The organism is Rheinheimera sp. UJ51, assembly GCF_020819615.1.
Lineage (GTDB): Bacteria > Pseudomonadota > Gammaproteobacteria > Enterobacterales > Alteromonadaceae > Alishewanella > Alishewanella maricola.
Genome location: NZ_JAJHOG010000005.1, coordinates 42,083 through 63,952, shown reverse-complemented (window position 1 = coordinate 63,952; position 21,870 = coordinate 42,083). Strand labels below are relative to the sequence as shown.

Annotated in this window: 26 protein-coding genes; 18 read left to right on the top strand and 8 right to left on the bottom strand. The window is 44.1% G+C overall.

From position 1 onward, the window contains the following. Positions 1 to 2 precede the first annotated feature (2 nt). From LMJ53_RS08110 to LMJ53_RS08055, 12 genes are all read left to right on the top strand, one after another. Entirely contained in the window at positions 3 to 413 is a 411-nt protein-coding gene (locus LMJ53_RS08110) for a hypothetical protein (RefSeq protein ID WP_229585596.1), read from the top strand. 38 nt (positions 414 to 451) lie between these two features. After that, positions 452 to 628: a hypothetical protein gene (locus LMJ53_RS08105; RefSeq protein ID WP_229585595.1), complete on the top strand. Its 177-nt coding sequence runs from the start codon at positions 452 to 454 to the stop codon at positions 626 to 628. Between the two features lie 72 nt (positions 629 to 700). Further along, entirely contained in the window at positions 701 to 1,147 is a 447-nt protein-coding gene (locus LMJ53_RS08100) for a hypothetical protein (protein ID WP_229585594.1), read from the top strand. Positions 1,148 to 1,239: 92 nt separating this feature from the next. Further along, complete coding sequence (locus LMJ53_RS08095) at positions 1,240 to 1,452, top strand: helix-turn-helix transcriptional regulator (protein ID WP_229585593.1); 213 nt, start codon at positions 1,240 to 1,242, stop codon at positions 1,450 to 1,452. A gap of 11 nt (positions 1,453 to 1,463) precedes the next feature. Continuing rightward, positions 1,464 to 1,886 carry a hypothetical protein gene (locus tag LMJ53_RS08090; RefSeq protein ID WP_229585592.1) on the top strand — a complete coding sequence of 141 codons (423 nt, stop codon included), beginning with the start codon at positions 1,464 to 1,466 and terminating at the stop codon, positions 1,884 to 1,886. A gap of 9 nt (positions 1,887 to 1,895) precedes the next feature. Next, complete coding sequence (locus LMJ53_RS08085) at positions 1,896 to 2,675, top strand: helix-turn-helix domain-containing protein (protein WP_229585591.1); 780 nt, start codon at positions 1,896 to 1,898, stop codon at positions 2,673 to 2,675. Beyond that, a complete protein-coding gene (locus LMJ53_RS08080; protein WP_229585590.1) occupies positions 2,659 to 4,023 on the top strand; it encodes a replicative DNA helicase in 1,365 nt (454 codons plus the stop codon). Before LMJ53_RS08085 ends, LMJ53_RS08080 begins: the two co-directional genes overlap by 17 nt. Then, entirely contained in the window at positions 4,020 to 4,304 is a 285-nt protein-coding gene (locus tag LMJ53_RS08075; protein WP_229585589.1) for a hypothetical protein, read from the top strand. The genes LMJ53_RS08080 and LMJ53_RS08075 overlap by 4 nt, the downstream gene beginning before the upstream one ends. Before the next feature lie 1,632 nt (positions 4,305 to 5,936). Further along, complete coding sequence (locus LMJ53_RS08070) at positions 5,937 to 7,115, top strand: phage major capsid protein (RefSeq protein ID WP_229585588.1); 1,179 nt, start codon at positions 5,937 to 5,939, stop codon at positions 7,113 to 7,115. A 66-nt stretch (positions 7,116 to 7,181) separates the two neighbouring features. Then, on the top strand, positions 7,182 to 7,409 hold the full coding sequence (locus LMJ53_RS08065) for a helix-turn-helix domain-containing protein (protein WP_229585587.1): 228 nt from the start codon (positions 7,182 to 7,184) through the stop codon (positions 7,407 to 7,409). After that, complete coding sequence (locus LMJ53_RS08060; RefSeq protein WP_229585586.1) at positions 7,406 to 7,744, top strand: hypothetical protein; 339 nt, start codon at positions 7,406 to 7,408, stop codon at positions 7,742 to 7,744. The genes LMJ53_RS08065 and LMJ53_RS08060 overlap by 4 nt, the downstream gene beginning before the upstream one ends. A 566-nt stretch (positions 7,745 to 8,310) precedes the next feature. Beyond that, positions 8,311 to 9,015: a superoxide dismutase gene (locus LMJ53_RS08055; protein ID WP_324295596.1), complete on the top strand. Its 705-nt coding sequence runs from the start codon at positions 8,311 to 8,313 to the stop codon at positions 9,013 to 9,015. A gap of 362 nt (positions 9,016 to 9,377) precedes the next feature. Here the strand turns inward: LMJ53_RS08055 and LMJ53_RS08050 are convergent, their stop codons facing one another. Further along, complete coding sequence (locus LMJ53_RS08050; RefSeq protein ID WP_229585585.1) at positions 9,378 to 9,746, bottom strand: hypothetical protein; 369 nt, start codon at positions 9,744 to 9,746, stop codon at positions 9,378 to 9,380. A gap of 679 nt (positions 9,747 to 10,425) precedes the next feature. Between LMJ53_RS08050 and LMJ53_RS08045 the strand changes: the two genes are divergently transcribed. Beyond that, positions 10,426 to 11,283 carry a pirin family protein gene (locus tag LMJ53_RS08045; RefSeq protein ID WP_229585584.1) on the top strand — a complete coding sequence of 286 codons (858 nt, stop codon included), beginning with the start codon at positions 10,426 to 10,428 and terminating at the stop codon, positions 11,281 to 11,283. A gap of 152 nt (positions 11,284 to 11,435) precedes the next feature. On the opposite strand, the gene LMJ53_RS08040 is transcribed toward LMJ53_RS08045, so the two are convergent. After that, positions 11,436 to 11,762: a hypothetical protein gene (locus LMJ53_RS08040; RefSeq protein ID WP_229585583.1), complete on the bottom strand. Its 327-nt coding sequence runs from the start codon at positions 11,760 to 11,762 to the stop codon at positions 11,436 to 11,438. A 101-nt stretch (positions 11,763 to 11,863) separates the two neighbouring features. Further along, positions 11,864 to 12,016 (bottom strand): PLDc N-terminal domain-containing protein, encoded by a 153-nt coding sequence (locus LMJ53_RS17140; protein WP_420778854.1) that lies wholly within the window; start codon positions 12,014 to 12,016, stop codon positions 11,864 to 11,866. 468 nt (positions 12,017 to 12,484) lie between these two features. Between LMJ53_RS17140 and LMJ53_RS08035 the strand changes: the two genes are divergently transcribed. Beyond that, positions 12,485 to 12,727: a type II toxin-antitoxin system ParD family antitoxin gene (locus LMJ53_RS08035; protein ID WP_229585582.1), complete on the top strand. Its 243-nt coding sequence runs from the start codon at positions 12,485 to 12,487 to the stop codon at positions 12,725 to 12,727. After that, on the top strand, positions 12,724 to 13,074 hold the full coding sequence (locus LMJ53_RS08030; protein WP_229585581.1) for a type II toxin-antitoxin system RelE/ParE family toxin: 351 nt from the start codon (positions 12,724 to 12,726) through the stop codon (positions 13,072 to 13,074). Before LMJ53_RS08035 ends, LMJ53_RS08030 begins: the two co-directional genes overlap by 4 nt. 19 nt (positions 13,075 to 13,093) lie before the next feature. Here the strand turns inward: LMJ53_RS08030 and LMJ53_RS08025 are convergent, their stop codons facing one another. Continuing rightward, positions 13,094 to 13,900: an alpha/beta fold hydrolase gene (locus tag LMJ53_RS08025; protein ID WP_229585580.1), complete on the bottom strand. Its 807-nt coding sequence runs from the start codon at positions 13,898 to 13,900 to the stop codon at positions 13,094 to 13,096. Positions 13,901 to 14,285: 385 nt separating this feature from the next. After that, entirely contained in the window at positions 14,286 to 14,705 is a 420-nt protein-coding gene (locus LMJ53_RS08020) for a hypothetical protein (protein ID WP_229585579.1), read from the bottom strand. A gap of 583 nt (positions 14,706 to 15,288) precedes the next feature. Here LMJ53_RS08020 and LMJ53_RS08015 point away from each other — a divergent pair. Beyond that, entirely contained in the window at positions 15,289 to 15,834 is a 546-nt protein-coding gene (locus LMJ53_RS08015; RefSeq protein ID WP_226751653.1) for a YaeQ family protein, read from the top strand. 76 nt (positions 15,835 to 15,910) lie between these two features. Here the strand turns inward: LMJ53_RS08015 and LMJ53_RS08010 are convergent, their stop codons facing one another. The 3 genes from LMJ53_RS08010 to LMJ53_RS08000 all read right to left on the bottom strand — a co-directional run bounded on the left by LMJ53_RS08010 (position 15,911) and on the right by LMJ53_RS08000 (position 18,165). Then, on the bottom strand, positions 15,911 to 16,486 hold the full coding sequence (locus tag LMJ53_RS08010; protein ID WP_229585578.1) for a glutathione S-transferase family protein: 576 nt from the start codon (positions 16,484 to 16,486) through the stop codon (positions 15,911 to 15,913). A gap of 186 nt (positions 16,487 to 16,672) precedes the next feature. Then, positions 16,673 to 17,266, bottom strand: a complete 594-nt coding sequence (dcd, locus tag LMJ53_RS08005) for a dCTP deaminase (RefSeq protein WP_229585577.1) — start codon at positions 17,264 to 17,266, stop codon at positions 16,673 to 16,675. A 2-nt stretch (positions 17,267 to 17,268) separates the two neighbouring features. Continuing rightward, the gene (locus LMJ53_RS08000) at positions 17,269 to 18,165 is read right to left on the bottom strand and encodes an Mrp/NBP35 family ATP-binding protein (protein ID WP_229585576.1); all 897 of its coding nucleotides are present in this window, start codon (positions 18,163 to 18,165) and stop codon (positions 17,269 to 17,271) included. 129 nt (positions 18,166 to 18,294) lie between these two features. Between LMJ53_RS08000 and metG the strand changes: the two genes are divergently transcribed. Together metG and LMJ53_RS07990 are read left to right on the top strand one after the other, a co-directional pair. Beyond that, complete coding sequence (gene metG / locus LMJ53_RS07995; protein WP_229585575.1) at positions 18,295 to 20,355, top strand: methionine--tRNA ligase; 2,061 nt, start codon at positions 18,295 to 18,297, stop codon at positions 20,353 to 20,355. Between the two features lie 33 nt (positions 20,356 to 20,388). Next, positions 20,389 to 21,849, top strand: a complete 1,461-nt coding sequence (locus LMJ53_RS07990) for an MFS transporter (RefSeq protein ID WP_229585574.1) — start codon at positions 20,389 to 20,391, stop codon at positions 21,847 to 21,849. The last annotated feature ends 21 nt before the right edge of the window (positions 21,850 to 21,870 follow it).

Genomic DNA, 21,870 nt, shown 5'->3' with positions numbered 1-21,870 from the left:
CCATGACACAATCAAACGTAGTTGATTTAAAGCAATCACATTTAGTTATAGACCTGATCGACAACGCCAGCAGGTTAGGAAAACAAGCAAAGGCCGTTTTAGATTTAGTTTTTGTTTATGATGAATCTTTTGAGTTATTCGAAACAGAAAAGCTAGATATGTTGCTTTGGGGTGTAAGTGATCGCCTGGATGACATTGCAGCCCTGTTTAATGGATGTTCCGTTTCTGAATTATTTACACAGAGAAATGAAGCCGCAAAATATGCAGATCAAGCAAACACTGTAATTTGCGGACTTCAAGAGTTACTCAAAATCGACGGCTTAAGCAAAGAAGTGGTAATGAATGCTCTATGGTTCGTTTCAGATAGGATTGACGACATTCTAAAACTAACTAGCGAAATTAAATTAAGTTAACTATTAACCAATTAACAAAAGCACATTTAGGAGGTCGCATGATCAACTATCAAGAAAAAAGCAATACAGTAACTGAATACGTTATAAGGAAATTAGTTAATTCATTTTTACCTGGTGAGCTCATATCCGGCCCATTTAAAAATGAGCAAGAAGCCAATAAAGCACTAAGCGGCCAAGCTGATATGGCTGTTTTTAAGGAAACTTGGATTATTTAGAATAATCCTTATCGATTAACACAAAGGGAGGCTACCTCCCTTTCTCTGTTCTCATTTAGGTTATATTTAGCGATGAAAATAAATGAACCGATAACAAGTGAGCAGCATCTTGCCGCTGATCATGCTCATGCTGAGACAGTAAAAAAACAGCGGGCTTACATACATTCAATTGCTGAAAAAATGGAAACAGGTAAAAAATTAAGCAGCCTTGAATCTAAATGGGCCGCTGCGGTGCTCAGGGCTGCGGCTACTCGAATGAGCGAAGTTAGACCTCGAAATATTGGAAAGCCGTCTATTTTACCGGGTGATTTAGCTATTCATTTTAATTTGAAAGTTGTATTCGATGGTTTAAGCAGAAATAAAGCCATAGAAAATTTAGCAGAGCAATTTAATGTAAGCGAAACCGCTATAAAAAAACATTTAGGGTTAATTGGAAAAGACAACGAATCAAAAAAACGAAAAATTGAAACCGATGAGATATACCAGTCAATGCTAAATTCTAGCGATCCGCCGGCTTAGTAACTTAATATTTGAATTTAGTTACTAAACACGGTTAAGCAGATCCCCGAATATCGTCTAAGGCCATAAAGGTATAAACGAAAGGGGAAACCATGAATTCAACCAACGATCTAAAATGCCGTTTGCTAAAACGGTCAGAAGTAAGTAAAGCAACAACCCTCTGCAAAACCAGTATTTATGAATTAATGAAAACTGGTGACTTTCCAAAGCCGATAAACATTGGCGGCCGACGCGTAGCGTGGCTTCAATCTGACATTGAAACCTGGATAACTGATCGACTGGCGTTAGCTGGTCGGGCTGCATAAGGGGAAGAGCCATGTTAGAAAAAAATAAGGCCACCCAGCAAGGCGGCCAAATCAAAATTAAAGCAGAGCAATTAAACCACAACAACAACCAGGCAGCAACACCGAAGCAAATTGAACGGGTATTGTTTGGCCTGTTATACAAAACAAGCCTTAACTGCCAAGAAGCTGAAAAACTACCTATCAAAGCGCGGCATTTGAACTCAGTGATCAGTGAACTGACGCACACCCACGGGCTTGAAATCAACCGCGAACGTGAAAAGGTCAAAGGCTACCAGGGCGAAAGCTGTTATTTAATGCGTTACAGCGTTTGCTCACACCACCATAGCAAAGCCCGTGAACTTATCGACCAATGGCGAGCCAAGCGCAACGCTAAGCCAATAGCCTGGCTAAAACTCAGAGTAATACCATTAGAAAGCCACTTAAGAACTGAATAAGGGGCCCCAATGAGCAGAAAAGCAACGGATTGGGCGTGGCGCTACCAGGCGACATGCTCAACGGTGAAACTTGTTCTATTGGCCCTGGCTGATCGTGCTGATGATGATTGTGAATGTTACCCGAGTGTAGAACGCGTGGGAGCGGATACCGGCTTAAACCGGAAAACTGTTATCAAAGCCACAAGAGAACTTGAGCAAGTTGGCGCGATCTTAGACACAGGAAAGCGCAAAGGCGCAACACAGAGAGTTAAGGTTTATCGGTTAAATCTGTCAGTTGAAACAGTACCAAAAACGGAACCATTCCAAAAACGGAATGATTCCAAAAACGGTACTTTGAACAGTACCAAAAACGGTACTTTGAACAGTACCAAAAACGGTACTCAGAACCAGTCAGTAGAACCAGTCATTGAACCATTAATAGATCAACCCGCGGTTGATCCTGTTAATTCGTCTAAAAAATGGTTTGACACATTATGGAAAGAATACGCGGCATTAACTGGTGGTGCTTTACAAATTGGCAGCAAAAAAGCAGCCCTTAAAACATGGCTACGGCTAACCAAAGGATATAACGAAGCCAAACTGAGGTATCAGGTCAATGTATGCCTTGCCTTTCACGAAATGCGCCGGGCTGACCCGACAATATACGGGACCAAGCAAGGTTTGGTTGCTTACCTTAATCAAGAGGTCTGGCTTTCTGATGATGAATGGCTAAACGACTTCAACCAGCAGTATCAGCAGCAATTAGAAAACGAACAACGCAGCGGAGCCGAAAATGGAAGCATTAATTAATTTTGACGCTGAACAAGCTGTTATTGGTGGTGTTTTACACGATAGCAGCAGCGAGAACGCACTCTATGCAATCGAAACCTGTAAAGCCACAGACTTTAGCAGCAGAGATAATCAAACAGCATGGCGAGCGATACAGGCGCTTTCTGGCCGTGGGCGTTATGCCGATATTGTTACAGTAACAGAGCTTATAAAAACAAAAGATCCACAATACCAGATCAGCTACCTTGGCGAGTGCTACAAGAACACCCCCAGCCAAGCCAACCTAAAGGCCTATGCTGACATAGTTCGGGAATACGGCCAGCTAAGACAAGCCGCAAGTGCCTTAAATAAAGGCCTAACTGTTTTACATGACCGCCATCATGAACCAACCGACCGGATCAACATGGTACTAAGCGAGCTGGCCAGCATTGGCGCTGACGAATCAGATCAGCAAATAATCAACCTAAAAGATCATCAATCGGCATTACTTCAACACCTGGAAGAAATATCACAGAAAGGCGGCAGCATAACAGGCTTAAGCACCGGCTTTGAAAATCTGGATTATATGACCGGCGGCCTAAGAAACGGGGATCTAGTTATTGTTGCGGCGCGGCCATCAATGGGTAAAACGACATTAGTCTTAAATATGCTCGAGCGTATAGCCATAACCAACAAGGCGCCACAATGGGCGCTGTTCTTTAGCTTGGAAATGCCAGCCCAGCAGATACTACAAAAGGTTTATGCCAGCATTAGCAGCACCCCACTAGCGCAAATACTAAACGCCAGCATCATGAGCGACAACACTGGTTACGCCAAAATAGGCACAGCTATGGAGGTTATGCAGCATTCAAAGCTGATGATCGATGATAAAGGCGGGCAGCATTTAACGCAGATACAAAGCCGGGCAAAGCGTATGGCTATAAAGCAAGGTAAAGGCCCAGCTGTGATAGTAGTCGATTATTTACAGCTAATTCGGGCAGAGGGTGAAAGCCAAACGATCAGGATAGGCAACGTAAGCGCGGGCCTTAAGAACCTAGCCAAGCAGATGAACTGCCCTGTAATAGCATTAAGCCAACTTAACAGGAGCCTAACAGGTAAACCAACCCTAATTAATCTGAGGGATAGCGGCAGTATTGAACAAGATGCCGACATAGTTTTGTTTCTGCATGACGAGGACTACGAGGGCCAGCGAGACGAATACAGCCTTACTGAAATCATTTTTGCTAAAAATCGAATGGGCAGAACGGGCAGCACCTTTTTACAGCCAGAGCTGCAGTTTAGCCGCTTTTCTGATACCAAACGCTTACCAACACCAAAGGATGATCAACCGGCTAAGCCATTAAAAAAACTCTATGGGCCAGCATCATGAATAAATGGGTTTTACTTCAACAAGGACAACAGCCCCCAGCGCTGGCGCCAGATGAATTTATTTTACTGGCAATGGCACAAGGGGGGATCTTGCGTGTTATGTATCGCTTTGTGAAAAACATACGGGGTAATATTGCCGGGTATTTAATCCATGACCACACCACCCTAGCGGCCCACGACTGGCATAGCAGCTCAACGCCAGCACTACCCTACTGGGTGAAACTTAGACAGCAACCAAGAATCAAGACAGCGCCACAACGGCCCGAGCTTAATTTGCATTAAAGGTTTTACCTGGTTGACTACCGGCAAACCGGTAATATAAAACCGCCAATATAGCCAGTCAGACCGCCAATAGACCTTGAGTGTTAAATAGGTACAACCAAGAAATAACAAGGGCTATAAATGATTTTGCGGTTTTCTAGTATGGAACACCCCAAACACAAAAAGTAATTTTTAGACAATCATTTTACAGGCCATATGCCTTAAAAAGCAGGCCGTGGCTTTTGGGTTTAAAAAAGGTACAAACCATAAGTCACAAGGGCTAGAGACTGTTTTGGCGTTTTCTCACGTGGAAAAAGCCAAATCAGAAAAAATAGCGCAAAACGAAACATAGTTAAGACACAGAGAATCAATAGAAAACCTATAAGCCAATAACCGCAAGCGCTTTAGAGATATTCGGCATATTCGAAGTTGGAACACGCCAAACAGAAAGCGAAGGCACTATGCAGGCTTTGAAAATACTATTGCAGCCACCTAAGCCAGATGAGCAAAGGCCTCGGCTAGAATGAGCAGGTTTACAATACGGAATACTGCAAAGCACACGCAACAGCACAGCCAATCAGTTAAGTGATAACTTATGTATGGCTTATTGATGAAGTATCGACACTGGCTAGGCTACTGTAGCAGAACCCACTACCCTACCAGCAGCCACACACACCACCATAAGCACAGCAGTAAGGCTGTAAGGCTGTAAGGGCGCTTATCATGCCCTGCTAACGCTAATCAATTAGTGATTGAACTGACCAAAACACAGCAGCAATCTAAGGCGGCTAGCGCTTACTCAAACAAATTTAATTAATGTGACACCACACTGCTTAGCATTAAAGTTTTTAACCGCTTCTGGTTGATTACAGGCTGAAATAACTGCCAAAAAGAGGACGCTGGCAACGGGAGGGGGGGATCAAATCTCTACTGGCTCAACCAGCTGTACCGCCCCTTAAGTCAGATTTTTACGGCCGCGAAATTAAAAGTTTGATCCCGCTTCTAACCAAAAAAGCCAGATAAGAACAAAGGGGTTCGCTAAGGTAAACCAATGGAAAATAAGCGGAAATTAACCGGTGAAATGCTTTGTTTTATTATTTTTTAGCAGTAGCATGACCTAAAAAGCGAGGTGTTCGATGTTACAACGAGGCAGAAAGCAAGCTAACCGCTTACCAGGCGAAACAGATCGCCGGTTATATCTCGACAGACTTCGGGCCGCCGCTGATCATGGCGATGTAAACGCTATGGGCTGGCTAATTCTTCTTTCAAAGAATAAAGCGACTAAGAACCATGACGCCAAGATCGCAAATTAAAAGCATTCGTGATTATGAACAATTTTTGAGATCCAGAGGCTTTAGCAAAAAAGAAGCTTTATTGCTTGCCTCCGCTTACAAGTTATTAATACAGCGTGAAAACCGGCCACGGGGAACTGGTAAGGTATCACAACAGACCTTAATTACTAAGTAGTGGCCGGCGCTCCAAAAGTTTACTTAGTATAGTTGTAAGGCAGGAACCAACGGCGAGACGCTGGGCCGGTTCCAATTTAATCACTATGCGCGATGTTTAGTGATTGCTTTTAGGAATGTGCGCGATGCAATAGGCCTGAAAGATTGAGGAAAAACAATCAAATTCAATTTTTTAGGAAAAAACTTCATGAACAAATCAATTCAAAAATTAGGCTTTATGCCAGCAACACTTCAAACTAAATCAGCTGAAGACGATCAAGTTAAGGCTATTGCTGAAAAGATTAACCTTAAAGTATCTGAAATGAAGGAAAAGCAATCAGAACTAGAAACGCGTCTTAATCAGTTTGAAAAAAAAGCTAACCGCCCAGGTGTACCCGGTACTAGTACCAAGGCTAGCAAATCATTAGCAAGCGACGCATTAAGTAAGTACATTCGTAAAGGCGATGCAAGCGCATTAGACGAGCTAGACACCAAAGCAATGGCAACAAGCTCAGATACAGACGGCGGTTATGCAGTTCCTGACATTATTGCTCAGGAATTGGAAAAGCTAGAATATCAGTCATCTGCAATTATGCGCTTGGCGACGGTAGTCGAATCAGAAACAGGCACTTATAAAAAATTGGTTAATTTGCGCGGTACCGGTGCTGGATGGGTCGGTGAAACTGACGCAAGGCCAAACACCGGTACGCCTAAACTTGCCTCAGTTGACATTAAACTTGGCGAGCTGTACGCGAACCCGCAAGCAACGCAACAGATGATCGATGATGCTGCTTTCAATGTTGATCAGTTTATTACTGAGGAAGTAGGCGAAAAATTCTCAGACCAACTAGGTGAAGCCCTGATCAGTGGTGATGGCACTAACAAGCCTAAAGGTATTCTTACTTACGCTAGCACAGCCGAAAAAGATAACGTCCGCGAGTTTGGTACTTTGCAATTCGTAGAGACAGCCGCGGCCGCTTTGATTACTTTTGATGATGTCAAAGCATTGCGGTCATCATTAAATGCAAAATATCGCACCGGTGCAGCCTTTGTAATGAATGACACAACGGCGCTGATCTTAAGCCTTATTAAAGATGGTAATGACCGCTATATGTGGCAAGAAGCTGTTTCAGCAGGTGAACCGGCAACGCTGTTCGGTTACCCGGTAGAAATTGACGAAAATATGCCAGATATTGCAGCCGGTTCAGTGCCTGTAATGTTTGGCAACTTGTTACGGGGCTATCATATCCCGCGTCGGTTTGATATTCGTATGTTACGTGATCCGTATACCAGCAAACCCTATGTAAATTTTTACACCACACAGCGGATCGGTGGTGGCGTAGTTAATAGCGAATGTATTAAGCTGTTAAAAATTAAATCAGCATAGATAATCTTTAACAGATCTTCTAAAAGGCCGGTTTATGTAACTGGCCTTTTTTATTGGGGTTAGCTAATGTCAAAAACGATGGTTCATGGTGGCCAACTATTAAAAACAGTTAGACGTAAGCTGGGTTTAACTCAGGAAGAGCTGTGCGAACTTGCGGATCTTAAGGTGAGAACATACCAACGCTGGGAAAATAAATTATCAGAACCTAGCTTTAGCACTGTTTGTAATATTTGCCGTAATGCTTTCAATATGTCGCTATTAGATGCGCTTAAATTTGCAGATCTCACATTATGAATATAAAAGATTTAAGACGACTGCTTTTCGATTGGGGTAATTACTGGGCCAAAATGGAAAGGCCTTTAGGTTATAGCCGTGTGTCAATCACAGCGGCACTTGCTGAATCGGCAAGAACTGGCATATGGACAACAGCAAAAGACAGAGGCCAGCTTCATATGGCCGATAATTTAAAAACACCGAGCTGGGTTTTAGAGCTGGATGAGATTATGAACAAGCTATCGCCAGATGAACGCAGAGCAATTAATTTACGCTACATCAAGAAAGCAAAGCTATGTAAAGATAAAAGCAAAATCGTTTTAAGTGCAGAAGTTCATATCTTGTCTGAATTATGAAATATTTTGAAAAAAATAAAAAAAAATAAAAATAATTTTTTTCCACACCTTAAGGCTGTTTTATTGGGGGTTCTTATGGGGGTATTAATTAAAATAAAAATTAATTAACCCTTCAAAAACAGCAGCTTAATGTTTATTTTCGGTCGTTCTCGTACCGACCAATAAATTCTTATTAAAAGCCAGTTAGCTTAAAGCGAGCTGGCTTTTTTTATATCTGCGGTTTGTCGCTCACCCTTTTAGCTATTATGCCGCTTTATTTGCTGTCGTAAGTGCTTTAAATTGCAGAGCCAATGCTCATTAATGCCGGTAAAAAGATGCATCACGCGGCCGTAGTATGCTTGCCCCCTAGAAATTAATGACGCTAACGATGACGACATTTCTAGCGCTTGTTAACACAACGCCAAGCCTAAACAGTCGCTATTGCCCCTATTTTTAAAACACCTTGTCGCGTTTTATTGCCGATTGGTCCCTACTTTAAAATTAAAGTGATCGGGCAGCATCATACTACTGTAGGATTAGTTAGTCCCTAAATTGGTAAACCCTCATCTTCATAGGAGTACAATACCGTGTTAACTATTCTCAAAGCGAAACTCCCTGCAACCTTACTTTGTTTATTCCTTGCTGCCAGTGCCCACGCTGAACCCTTTACGTTAGCACCGCTGCCTTATGCTGCAGATGCACTTGCACCGGTTATCGATAAAGACACCATGCAAATTCACCATGGCAGGCACCATCAAGCCTATGTGAATAACTTAAACGCCCAAGTAGCAAGCACCCCAGAGTTAGCCTCACTGTCACTTGAAGCGATGATGTCGCAAATATCACGCTTTAATACGGCGGTACGAAACAATGGTGGTGGTCATTATAATCATCAACTTTTTTGGCAATTAATGGCGCCACAGGCTGATGTTGGCGAGCCTTCAGCGGCCTTAAAAAAAGCCATCGAACGTGATTTTGGCTCTATCGATGCCATGCAAAAGTCGTTTAATCAGGCAGCAGCTACCCGTTTTGGCTCTGGTTGGGCATGGTTAATCGTGGATAAAGAGCACAAACTGCAGGTAACATCGACAGCTAATCAAGACAACCCCTTGATGGATGTGGTGGAAGTGCAAGGTACCCCCATACTTGCGCTGGATGTTTGGGAGCATGCCTATTATTTACAGTATCAAAACAAGCGTGGTGATTACGCTACGGCTTGGTGGACTATTGTGAATTGGCATAAGGTCAATGAGTTATATCGTAATGCCACCGAGCAAACCAAAGCTCATTAAGCCTTGATATAGCATTTTAAATACCGCCTAGGTGGCTATCGCTTAGGCGGATAAAACACTTTGTTATCACAGCCCTCACCTACGATGAGATCTTTGCTCGCGCATTTGCGAATAAAGCCAGAATGCGACTACAACCCCCAAAGCGGATCAGAGTAAATCACGGTAACTCTCTCGAAAAGCGCAACAGCTAAACGCATACTTCTAAGAATATGCCCCGCTCTTGCGGCGAGGCAACTGAATACTGTTGAGCAAGGTGTTTAGAAGAAGGGTATATCAAGTGCTCGTTATCTGACTCTGAAGGTTTCGAACAATCTAACAAAACAGTTTTTTGCAGATCTAGCGACCGCTGGCTTTAAAGCTTATTACGCTTGATGTTTTACTGTACGCAAGATACTTGCATTTACTTTGTTAAGCGTAAACACAACAATACCCCCTGTGACAAAAACAGCAATTAAGTCCTGCGGATCAAACACACCGGTTCCCACAACGGGCTGTAAACACTCATAAGTTGCGCAACCACATGTGATCCAAAATGCCGATTCGGGTGCTTTAGTTATCCAGTCTTTTGCTAAACCGATTAATAAAAAAATTGAGGTAATGGTTCCGGTAATACTTGGCAGATAATCTGCCAAACCAAAATCGGCTATTTGATTGGCGTATACCCAATCTCGATAATAGCTATCACCGATAGACGTTAACACTAAAAAACTCATTCCAATTAAAATGAACATGCAGCGAACTCTAGCCATACCATCCTCGGAATGAAAAATACTATTGATTGCACAACGAAATAAAACTGTAGTAACACCACATATAGCTTTACCGAAAACAAACAATTTTAAAAGGCAATTAAGCATTAAATTTACTTTGTTCTTACCATAACCATTAACCTTTTCGCCATTGGCTATAAATTTTCTTTTGGATCCTTAAAAAAGTGCCTCGTCGTTAGATGAATTATTTCAAGGCGATAGTCACCAACAAGCTATAGAAGCTAAGCAAATACCTCAACGGATATTCACTCCCTTTGCAGCGAGCCGGCTGATCATCATTGGCCAAGGTTTTAAGAAAACGGGTGTTTGAGTGCGGCGACGAAGCAAAGCGCGAGTTACGTTTTCGCCTTGGACAACGTATGAGCAGTCAGGCTTTCGAGCGAAATTGGGCATTTTCTTTGGATACTTTCTTTTGGCGACACAAAAGAAAGTATCTCGCCAACGGAGAAAACGTTAAGCTCTGCTTAAAAAAAGAGCTCGTTATCTGCCCCCAAAGGTTATGCTCAGCCATTTCAGCCAGATCATGCACATTCATTCTTTTTAATAGAACTATTCGCTTCTTTTATTCTAATATTATTACCCTGTTTAGAATGATACCGTGCTGAGTAGACTTAATTTCTGCATTGTTAAGGAGTACAACATGGCAAAAGTACTGAAGGCAACAACACATGATTTAGGTGGCTTACAGGTAAAAAGAGTGCTGCCTCACCAAGATAAAAAAATGGTTGGGCCTTTTATATTTTTTGACCAAATTGGCCCACATGATTTTCCTGCTGGGCAAGGTATCAATGTGCGACCGCATCCACATATTGGCCTAAGCACACTGACTTATTTGTTCGAAGGCAGTATTTTGCATAGAGATTCGTTAGGACATCATGTCGAAATACATCCAGGAGATGTCAACTGGATGACAGCAGGTAAAGGCATAACCCATTCCGAGCGAGAAACCTTTGAAGTAAGAGCGAACAAGCACGCCATTAATGGCTTACAGTGCTGGATCGCACTACCAGAGCAGATGGCTGAACTTGACCCCTCTTTTACTCATGTAAAAAAACAGCAACTACCCCACCTCATTCACGAGGGTGTTATGATGCGGCTCATTGTCGGCGAAGCTTACGGCATGAGTTCACCCGTTAAAACTTACTCGCCAATGTTTTATATCGACATAACGGCAGATAAAAACAGCAAAATTGCCAGACCTCATCCAACGTATGAAACCGCGATATTCCCTATTAGCGGAAAAATAGACATTAACGGAGTAACCTATGGTGCGGGTGAGTTTGTCTTGCTCGATGATATCGACTCTGAAATGACGGTTCTGCAAAGCGGACGATTTATCATGCTAGGAGGCGGAAAATTTACTGTAACCCCTTATTTGCACTGGAATTTTGTATCTTTCAGTAAAGCGCGGATAGAGCAAGCAAAAGCGGATTGGCAAAATGGCAAATTCCCCAACGTCATCGGCGACGATAAAGAGTATATCCCGCTTAAAAAATAACCCTCAACGTTAAGTATCTAACTTCGAGGGTGTGTAATAAATAGGATTATAAACACCTCAACATGTGCTTTAAAAAAGACAAGTACAATGCATATTACTTGACCAACTTATTGAGTTTCCGGCGAGTTTAAGCGGGTTGTTTAAAGCACGTGTTAGGGTTCATTGCATTTCACCAGAACACTGACAACGCCGCCTTCGCCGTAGTACGACAGCGACTCTTGGATAATGGTACAAGCCTGATTTCCAGCAATTTTTTGCTCAATTTCTGTTTGCACAAAATTGAAATAGTCTTCTTTCTCTTGGGCATCATTTACACTTGAAAAAATAAATTTAGAGTAATGATAAAAATATTTACCCTTTCCATATTTCGATGAATGCACCGATTTTGCTCTTGGATCAAGCTCAGCAAAATACGATAAGCGAGTGCATCCACAAAGAACAATAAAGGCAACCAATGTTATTGTAGGGTAATTTTTCATTCCAGCAGCCTAACGCAGCCAGCCAAGGCCGAAAAGCAATGCAGCAGATTTGAGGTGCAGCGAACAACGGCAGCGTTGCTAACTGGCCTTATTAAATGCCATTAGCGCTGTTGCACTCTTTTTGCAGGCTGAGTCACGATCAAGTAAATGATGTAGCTAAGTAACGGAAAAAATACAACCGCTAAAGACCAACCAAACTTTGCACCACCGTGGGAACGGCTTGATAGGATCACATGCATCAATGGCAAAACCATTATGATTAAAAAATGCCAAATACTTATTCCACCCATCATAAATTTAATCCTAAATTAAGTTGAAAATTAAAATCTTTCGCAAGACTACTATTAATTTAATCTCCCGCGCAGGCGTGCGAACGTGTCAGCGCCGCAGGTGCCGTAAGCCGAATGAAGCAGATTGTTAGCTGCCACCCGTTTTCCTTGAGAGTACACAGATGTAGATACTTGATAAGTGTCAGCCGCGAAACAGGACGCCGACGCCAGTAAAGTAGTAACCAGTAAACTTGCCTGAATTTTCATTTTAACTTCCTTGTGTTGTGAAGGTGAAACACCGCTAACGCCCAAGTTTAGCGCGGAAAGCCGCGCAGCGGGTTGACGTCGCAGACAGCGCTTTTTGCTGGCGATAAAATTTGTTTGTTATGCGCCTTGCTCACAATTCCAACTAATACCATAATTAGGTATCTTTTGGTATCCGAAGAGCTACACATGGCCAAGAACACAAGTATAACTATTGGAGAACACTTTGAGGGCTTTATTGCAAGCCAGATCCAAAGTGGGCGTTACGGCTCAGCGAGTGAAGTTATTCGCTCAGCGCTACGCTTACTCGAAAACCAAGAAACCAAACTTAACTCACTTCGTCAACTACTTGTCGAAGGCGAACAAAGCGGTGACGCAGAATATGACCTCGACAGCTTTATCAATGAACTTGATAGTGAAAACTCTCCTTGAAGCCATTTAATCTCACCGTTGCTGCTAAAACCGATTTGCGAGATATCGCATTATTCACCCAGCGTCGCTGGGGAAAAGAGCAACGAAATATCTATTTAAAACAATTTGATGATTCATTTTGGCTTTTAGCAGAAAACCCCGACATCGGTAAAATATGCGATGAAATCAGAATCGGATATCGTCAATTCTCTCAAGGTAGCCACGTCATCTTTTATCAACAGATCGGCAGCCAACAAATTAAAATCATCCGTATTCTTCATAAGAGTATGGATGTTAATCCGATACTTGGCGCAACGCAAAGCTTTGGGGCGGTAAAAGCGCAGCGTAAGCCGTCCCAGCCGCGTTAGCGGCGACAATAGCGCCTTGTTAGTGTTTTAAAAGCCGCTCAATAATTAGGGTAAGTTCACCAACTACTAATTCAGGCTCGTCAAACTGCACAAAATGACCACTCATCTCTGTTAACACGGCCCGCCCTTGTGGAAAAGCTTCGGCCCATTGTTTCCATGTCTCACCCCACTTTAATACACCTTGATCACTAGCAAGCAAGTGCGGAGGATTGGGATTTTTTTTGATGGAGGCAATAACAGTAACTGGCATGTCTTTGATCTGTGGGTAGTTCGGTAAAGGTCTCTTACTCCAAAAATCTAAGTAGTTGTTTGACATACCATTTTCCATATCAGCAAGCTTTACCGCAGCAATTTCTTTGTTAGCCTGCTCTAAATTAATAGCCCGCATAATATCCACATCATGCTCCGAAGACGGATCAAGCATAAGTAGTGCCTGTATTTGAGCAGGGTAAGCCACTGCAAAATCTCGAGCTACATTACCGCCATAAGAATGAGCAATTAAAATGACAGGCTGCGTAATCCCTAAATTTAGTAAAAGGTTGCTGGCATAATGAGCATACTCGTCAGAAGTAAAATGACGCTTTATTTTAGTTGAATTGCCATTACCTACCCTTGAGTAGCGAATAACTGTCGCTTTCTCAGCAATTTTATAGAAGACCGGATCCCAGTCAGATAGACCAGCACCAGCTCCGCTTTCCAGCAGGACTGTATACTCACCACTGCCAGCGATTTCATATTCCAGCTCAAAGTCCCCAACCTTTGAAAGCTTCGGTTCTGCGACCACAGAAAAGGACAACACAAAGAACGATAACAAAATGAATTTCAAAAAATCTCCTTAAAACACTAACGCTTTACTCACCGGAAAATTGGAAGCGCCAGCGAGTAATTTTTCCGGTGCAGTAACTTGTTAGCAGCAAACACCAAACCTTCGCGGCTTGCTGCTACGCGATGTTGACCGAAGCAACTGCACCCATAAATTAGAAACCTAACCAGCCAAGTGCGATACAGCGAAATGACTGGAACCTTAAAACTTGCTGCAAGCGGAGCAAATGAACCAAAGGAACAACGCTACCGCCCTCGCCGCCAGCGACTAACCCACAAACTGGCGGACTTTACGTTTTGGCTTACCCGGTAAGAAAACGAAACGAGAGCAATGCCAGAACAGAAAACCTATACAGCCACAACAACCCGAAAGCTGCTAACGCCCAAATTTAGCGCGGAAAACCGCGCAGCGAGTTGACGTCGCAGCCAGCGTTTTTTGCTGGCGATAAAATTTGATTGTTAGCACGGGAATTAAACACCTTAACCCGAATTGCATTAACTAGCACAACGCAGCAGCAAATGACGAAATAGCCAGTAAATACCATATAGATATCATCTGTTATTACCGCGCCTAAAATGGATGCCATATACAAAAGAAAGCTGCTTACTATGGCAGAAAAGGCTAAACAATTAACGAGATGGCTTCTGTCTGTAGTTAGTGCAACAAAACCTAACCCCAGAGCAACAATAACAAACTGAATATAGTTGGCTGGTATAGTACTTTTGATCAGTAACTCGACGATAAACACAACACCATAAAATATGAAATGTAAAAGTGCTGCATAATCAGCCATTTTCTTGGTAGTCATCGTAACTCCCTGTAATAGTGCTAACAGCTTAATAGTTTGGAGCGCCCATTATTTCTAACCATGTAAACGCCCTTCTATTTTTTGTTAAATAGTTAAACTATCTAACAACATCGCGTAAATCAACAGATTTTCTCTCGCTCTTTTAAACTGATTGTATAAAGCGTGTTTTAAACTTGCAATTTACTTGATAACAATAAATTCACCTAAAACTGTATATACATACAAGCTTATATATTTTAAAGCGCCGAATATTTCTTTTGCCTTTTGGCAATAGCTAACCGAGTTTATGCACACGTATCGTGATGACAAAAGAACCGTTGGTGCTTGTCGATTTCGCCGTTGGCGAGAGGCTTTAAAAACTATCTGAGAGCTCGGTATCTGACGCCAAAGCTATCGCTTAGCATAAAGCTTCAGCAGGAACAGGCGGTAGATAGCTCGGTATCTGACGCCAAAGGTTTTTGCCCCCGAAGGTTGTGCAACACACTGCAGATAGCTTTGCCCTAACCCATTGCAGCCATCAGCTCACTATTCAAAGCTTCAAGCTTTAAGGTACACTGCGTTTTTTTAAAAGCTGGGAATGGTTATGGCGCTTAAAGCGACAGTGTGCAAAGTACAATTGCAAATTGCGGATATGGATCGGCATTACTACGCCGATCACAGTTTAACCTTGGCGCAGCATCCTTCTGAAAATAACGAACGATTAATGGTGCGATTACTGGCTTTTGCCCTTAATGCCAATGAAACCTTAGGTTTTACCAAAGGGCTCAGCGGTAGTGAAGATGAAGCAGAGTTGTGGGACTTAGGTTTAGATGGTGTAATTGCGCATTGGGTTGAGTTTGGTCAAGTTGATGAGAAATGGCTAAGAAAAGCCTGTAACCGCGCTAAAAAGGTAACACTATATTGCTATGGTGGCCGCGTTGTTCCAGTGTGGTGGAAAGCCAACAGCGCGGCGTTAGCTCGCTATCAAAATTTAACCGTTATCGATATTCCTGAACAAGCAGTAGCGGATATGGCTAAGCTGTTTAACCGTAATATGCAAATTCAATGTAATATTAGCGAAAGCCAAATTTGGTTATCTGATGCGACGCAAAGCGTGTTAATTGAACCGGAAGTGTTGCAGCAAGGCTAAGTTGTTACGCCATGGCATGAACGTCGCCATGGCGCTATTTCGCTATTTCGCTATTTTTAACTTACTACCCAAGATCTTAAGTTAAACGCGGATCGGTGGTTGCAATGGCAGCTTGTTGTTTATTTTCAGCATAAAAGGCCTGCAGCGCCGGGTATTCGTCTAATTCTAACAGTTCTCTAAAGATTACCCAGTCTAGTAAGCTGTAAAGTGACATCGCGACATAATTCCACTCTGCAAACTCATGGTTTTGCGCTTGTTGCTCTAGCACGAACATCGAAGCGGCAATACGTTGTTTTTGTATATTAAAAAACAACCGATCTTCATTAGTATCTAAGCCACTGCGCGTCGATAAAAACAACGTAACCAATGAATCATTAATGGCGTTAATCACCGTTAATTGATTCTCTTGATACCAGCTTAAGGCGGGTAATGATAAAACCGTGGTGAGGTAACGGTAAATAACCCCTGAATCGAACACCATTTGCCCGTCATGCTCGAACATCGGCACTTTGAGTGTCGGGTTCAACGCTAAAAGCTTTTCACGATCGCCTTCTGCAAAGATTTGCATATCAACAAACTCATACGGCTGTGCCGCCAGTAACAAACGAATGCGCCGCACATAAGGTGAGGTTTGTGAGCCATATAATTTCATTTCACTTCCTTTAGAGCTGTATTGAGCTAATAAAAAATCATTTTTTATGCATTTAAAACACAGAAACTAACCACAATGCCTAGCACACAGTTGCCAGACTATGCAGTTTTATTGCATAATCATTGCGCTTCATTTTTGCTTTATAAGCTTGCGCCCACCTGATACGTGGGCTTTTTATTTTTTAGATCAGCCACCTTTATGATCATGACTGATGCGGCTGGCAACCGCCCCCGTTTGTTCTTTGTACTTCGCATCCAGCCGTTTATTGTAAGGTCTGGCAGCAGGGCCGGTCATCAGTTCAAAGTTTAACGCTCCTATTTTCATATTAGGGCGTAAAGCTAAGGGTAACTTACCACTGTTGTAAAACTCTAAAACGATATTACCTGACCAGCCCGGATCAATGCGATGTGCCGTCACGTGCACCATTAAGCCTAAGCGCGCTAGCGACGAACGGCCATCCAACCAGCCAACAATATCATCAGGCAAGGTCACTGACTCTAAGGTTACACCAATAGCTAATTCACCAGGATGCAGAATAAATACCCCATCATCGGCTAGCACGATCTCATCGCTCATAACGGAATGTAACGCCGCATCCACCTCGGCACGGGGGCCACTTAAATCGATGTAAGGTGCGGCATGCGCCACAAAAACTCGAAACTTATTACCCAAACGAATATCGACACTCACGCCACTGATCATATCAACATCGGGGGCTGGCGTGATGCAAATTTTGCCGTTGGCTAGGTAGCGCTCTATATCGCGGTCACATAATCTCATGTCTAATCATCCGTTATTTTAATTTCAACCGAAGCGTGCTCCGGTAATTCACCGCTTACCCGCTGTAATAGCGCCAAGCTAATATCATGATACAAAGCGGCCATGGCCGCGTCGCCTTGTGTTAACGCCACGCCCAGATCCGACTGCTGACGAATACTCCCTTGCAAGGGTAATTGCCCTAGTACCGGGACTTGATGGCGCTCAGCCAACCTTAGCCCCCCAGCACTACCAAATACATCATCATGCGCACCACAGCTTGGGCAAAGGTAAAAGCTCATATTCTCAACTAAGCCCAGTACAGGAATAGACACTTGGCGAAACATACTAATGGCTTTTTGGGCATCGGCCAGTGCTAAATCTTGGGGTGTAGTCACCACAACCGCGCCGGTTACCGGTAACTTTTGTGACAAAGTTAACTGAATATCACCGGTGCCTGGGGGTAAATCAATTAATAAAACATCTAATTCCGGCCAAATCGTTTCGTTAATCAGTTGCAGCAAAGCTTGGCTTGCCATTGGGCCACGCCAAACACTGGCATCCTCGGGATCCACTAAAAAACCAATAGATTGCAATGTTACCCCATGCTGCTGTAGGGGTTGCATTAATTTATTGTCGGGCGAGCTTACCTTTTGCCCCGTTAAGCCAAACAAGGTAGGTAAAGAAGGGCCATAAATGTCGGCATCAAGCAGGCCGGTGCGCACACCCGCGTTAGCCATCGCCATGGCCAAATTTGCAGCCGTTGTCGATTTACCCACGCCACCTTTGCCCGACGCGACCAAAATAACCGTGTGGATCGCTTTAAATACCGGGGCCTGTTGGCGAATTGCCAACAACGCGTTTTGCCAAGGCTCAGCCTGTGGTGTTTGGGTTACTGCTGATTTTTTCAGCCAATTAAACATCGAGACTCCTCAAAAACCAAAAAGGGTGGCATTTTTCCCAGCAATCTGACAATGCCGGATGCGATTTAATAGCGGCTATAGTATCATTAGCGCATATATTTTCAGTCATTTATGTAAGAGCGATCTTTAATGTCAACACGGAAAATTCTGATCACCAGCGCCCTGCCGTATGCAAACGGCCCCATCCATCTTGGTCATTTATTGGAATATATCCAAACCGACATTTGGGCCCGCTTTCAGAAAGCACGTGGCCATCAATGTTATTACGTGTGTGCCGATGATGCCCACGGCACACCGATTATGCTTAAAGCGCAGCAGCAAGGCATTAGTCCTGAGCAGATGATTGCGCAAACCAAAATTGAACACAGTACTGACTTTGCTGACTTTGGCGTGGCCTTTGATAATTATCATTCTACGCACAGTGAAGAAAATCGCGAGTTTGCCAATACCATTTATAACCGCTTAAACGCTGCGGGACATATTAAACGTAAAGTCATTAGCCAGTTATACGATCCACAAAAATCCATGTTTTTACCGGATCGTTTTGTCAAAGGCGATTGCCCTAAGTGCGGCGCACAAGATCAAAATGGCGATAGCTGTGATGTCTGCGGCGCAACCTATAGCCCAACAGAAGTTAAAAATCCTCGGTCGGTTGTGTCAGGCGCAACGCCCATATTAAAAGACAGTGAACATTACTTCTTTGACTTACCGGCCTTTGCAGAGATGTTGCAAGCCTGGACGCGTAGCGGTGCCCTGCAGGATGAAATGGCCAATAAACTACAAGAGTGGTTTAAAGATGGCCTCCAAATGTGGGATATCAGCCGTGATGCGCCTTACTTTGGCTTTGAAATTCCAGATGCGCCAGGTAAGTTTTTCTACGTATGGTTAGATGCCCCCATTGGCTATTTAGCCAGCTTCAAAAATTTGTGCGATCGCATCAATGTCGATTTTGACAGCTTCTGGGCACCCGGTTCAGATGCCGAGGTTTATCATTTTATCGGCAAAGATATTATTTATTTCCACAGCCTGTTTTGGCCTGCCATGTTAGAGGGCGCGGGCTTTCGCAAACCCAACGCGGTTTATGCACATGGTTTTGTCACGGTAAATGGCGCGAAAATGTCAAAATCGCGCGGCACCTTTATCAAAGCACGTACCTATCTAGAGCACTTAGATCCTGAATACCTTCGCTATTATTTTGCCAGCAAATTAACCAGTGGTATTACCGATCTCGATTTAAACCTCGAAGATTTCACGCAAAAAGTGAATGCTGATCTCGTCGGCAAAGTGGTCAATATCGCCAGTCGCTGTGCCGGTTTTATTAGTAAGCGCTTTAATGGCACCTTGTCGGCAACGCTGGCCGAGCCAGAGCTGTATCAAGATTTTATTAATGCCGGTAGCAGCATTGCGCAAAGCTATGAGCAACGTGAATTTGCGAAGGCCATTCGCGACATTATGGCGCTTGCTGATCGTGCGAATCAATATATTGATGCCAAAGCGCCTTGGGTATTAGCCAAAGACGAGAGCAAACAACAAGAAACGCATGATGTTTGCTCTATGGGTTTAAACTTATTCCGCGTGTTAATGCATTATCTTAAGCCGGTGTTACCGAAAATGGCCGCGGATAGCGAAGCCTTTTTAAATACCGAACTGCTGTGGCAACACTACCAAAGCCCTTTATTAAATCATGCGATTAACCCGTTTAAAGCCTTAATGCAGCGTGTCGATCCGGTTAAAGTGCAAGTCATGGTTTCGGCGTCTACCGAAAACTTACAACCCACAGCAGATGCCAGCAGCACAGCCGCAAAAGCGAAAGCGCCTGCTGCTGCGCCAATAGCAAGTGCAGAGCGTGAACCGATTAGCGACACCATCAGCATTGATGATTTTGTCAAAATCGATTTGCGCGTAGCCAAAATTATTGCCGCCGCGCCGGTTGAAGGCGCTGACAAGTTAGTGCAATTAACCTTAGATATTGGCGCGGGTGAAACCCGTCAGGTATTCGCAGGCATTAAAGCGGCCTATACTCCAGAAAGCCTCGTCGGTCGCCAAACGGTGATGGTCGCTAACTTAGCTGCACGCAAAATGCGCTTTGGTTTATCTGAAGGTATGGTGCTCGCAGCGGGGCCTGGCGGCAGTGATATTTTCTTGTTAAGCCCAGATGACGGTGCTCAGCCCGGGATGCGCGTTAAGTAACGCGTAACACAGTTCAACACTTAGAGGTAAAGGATGCCATCGCCATTTCGCAGTTTTTCGTCGCTGTTTTCCACCACGCTGATTATGGTGTTGGGAGCCGGCCTACTGACCACCTATTTAGCGTTGTCATTAGCCCGCGATGGTGTCGAGCAACTCTGGATTGGTGGCATGATGTCGGCTTACTATTTCGGTCTGGTTGCGGGCTCCAAAGTAGGCCACAAACTCATTGCCCGGGTGGGTCATATTCGCACCTTTGTGGCCAGCGCCAGTATTGTAACGGCCTCGGCTCTGTGCCACGCACTTACCGATACACTCGAAATTTGGTTACTGCTGCGTGTGCTCGTGGGCACCGGCATGATGTGTCAGTATATGGTGCTAGAAAGCTGGCTGAACGAACAAGCCGATAGCTCACAACGTGGCTCAGTGTTTGCGGGTTATATGATTGTGTCTTATCTTGGCATGGTAGGCGGTCAAACGCTGTTGTCGTTCTTTCCACAGCTGGGAATAGAGCCGTTATTACTGGTTGGTATCTGTTATGCGCTGTGCATTGTACCTATTGCGCTCACTCGGCGCATTCACCCACAGCCGCTGCATCCTGCACCGCTTAAAATCATGGCGTTTTGGCGTAAAGTACCGCAATCACTCACCACCATTTTAATTGCGGGAGGGATCTCCGGTTCGTTTTACGGTTTAGCGCCAGCCTTTGCGGCGGGTATTGGCCTTAGCAATAGCGAAGTAGCCAGTTTTATGTCTGCCACTATTTTAGCCGGCTTATTAGCGCAGTGGCCGATGGGTAAGCTATCGGATCGGATCCCACGAAGTCGTCTGGTCCGGATCAATAGTGCTTTATTAGGCCTGATTGTGTTAGTGATTGCCTTAGTCCCCCTTAACACCCTGCTGTTGTTAGCGGCGACCTTCTGTTTTGGGATCCTCGCCTTTACTTTATATCCGCTGGCGACAGCCATGGCCAACCAGCGCATTGAACAAAGTGAGCGTGTCGCGCTATCCGCCACCATTTTGCTGACCTTTGGCATTGGGGCAACCTTAGGACCCTTAGTGGCCTCTTTTAGCATGCAGCTATTTGGTAATAGCATGCTTTACCTCTATATGGCGGTGTGTTGTGTGATCTTGTTCTTGCGCTTGGCGCGGGTGAATTACAATCAAAAAGTGGCGACCCGACTGCTATCCGAACAGCAACCTTCCGATTATCAACTGGCTTCGGGTGATTTAGTGTCATCGCCTTTAGCGGCCGCTTTAGATCCGCGAGTTGATGAAGAGCTGGTACAGCAACAAATGCGTGATGATGTTGAGCCGCTAGCAGAACAAAGCACGACAGCAAATGAAGCAACTGCAGAAGGCGTCGCCCAGTCAGATGTTGCCTCTGAGCCGACAGTGCAACACAACAGCTTTGTGCCCAATATCCAAGAAGATGCGCCCCCTTTTGCTCCCTCTGACAGCTTGGTAGAGCCGGAATCAACAACCACAAAACCCTAAGCACGAGTTGGCTCGGCTTAG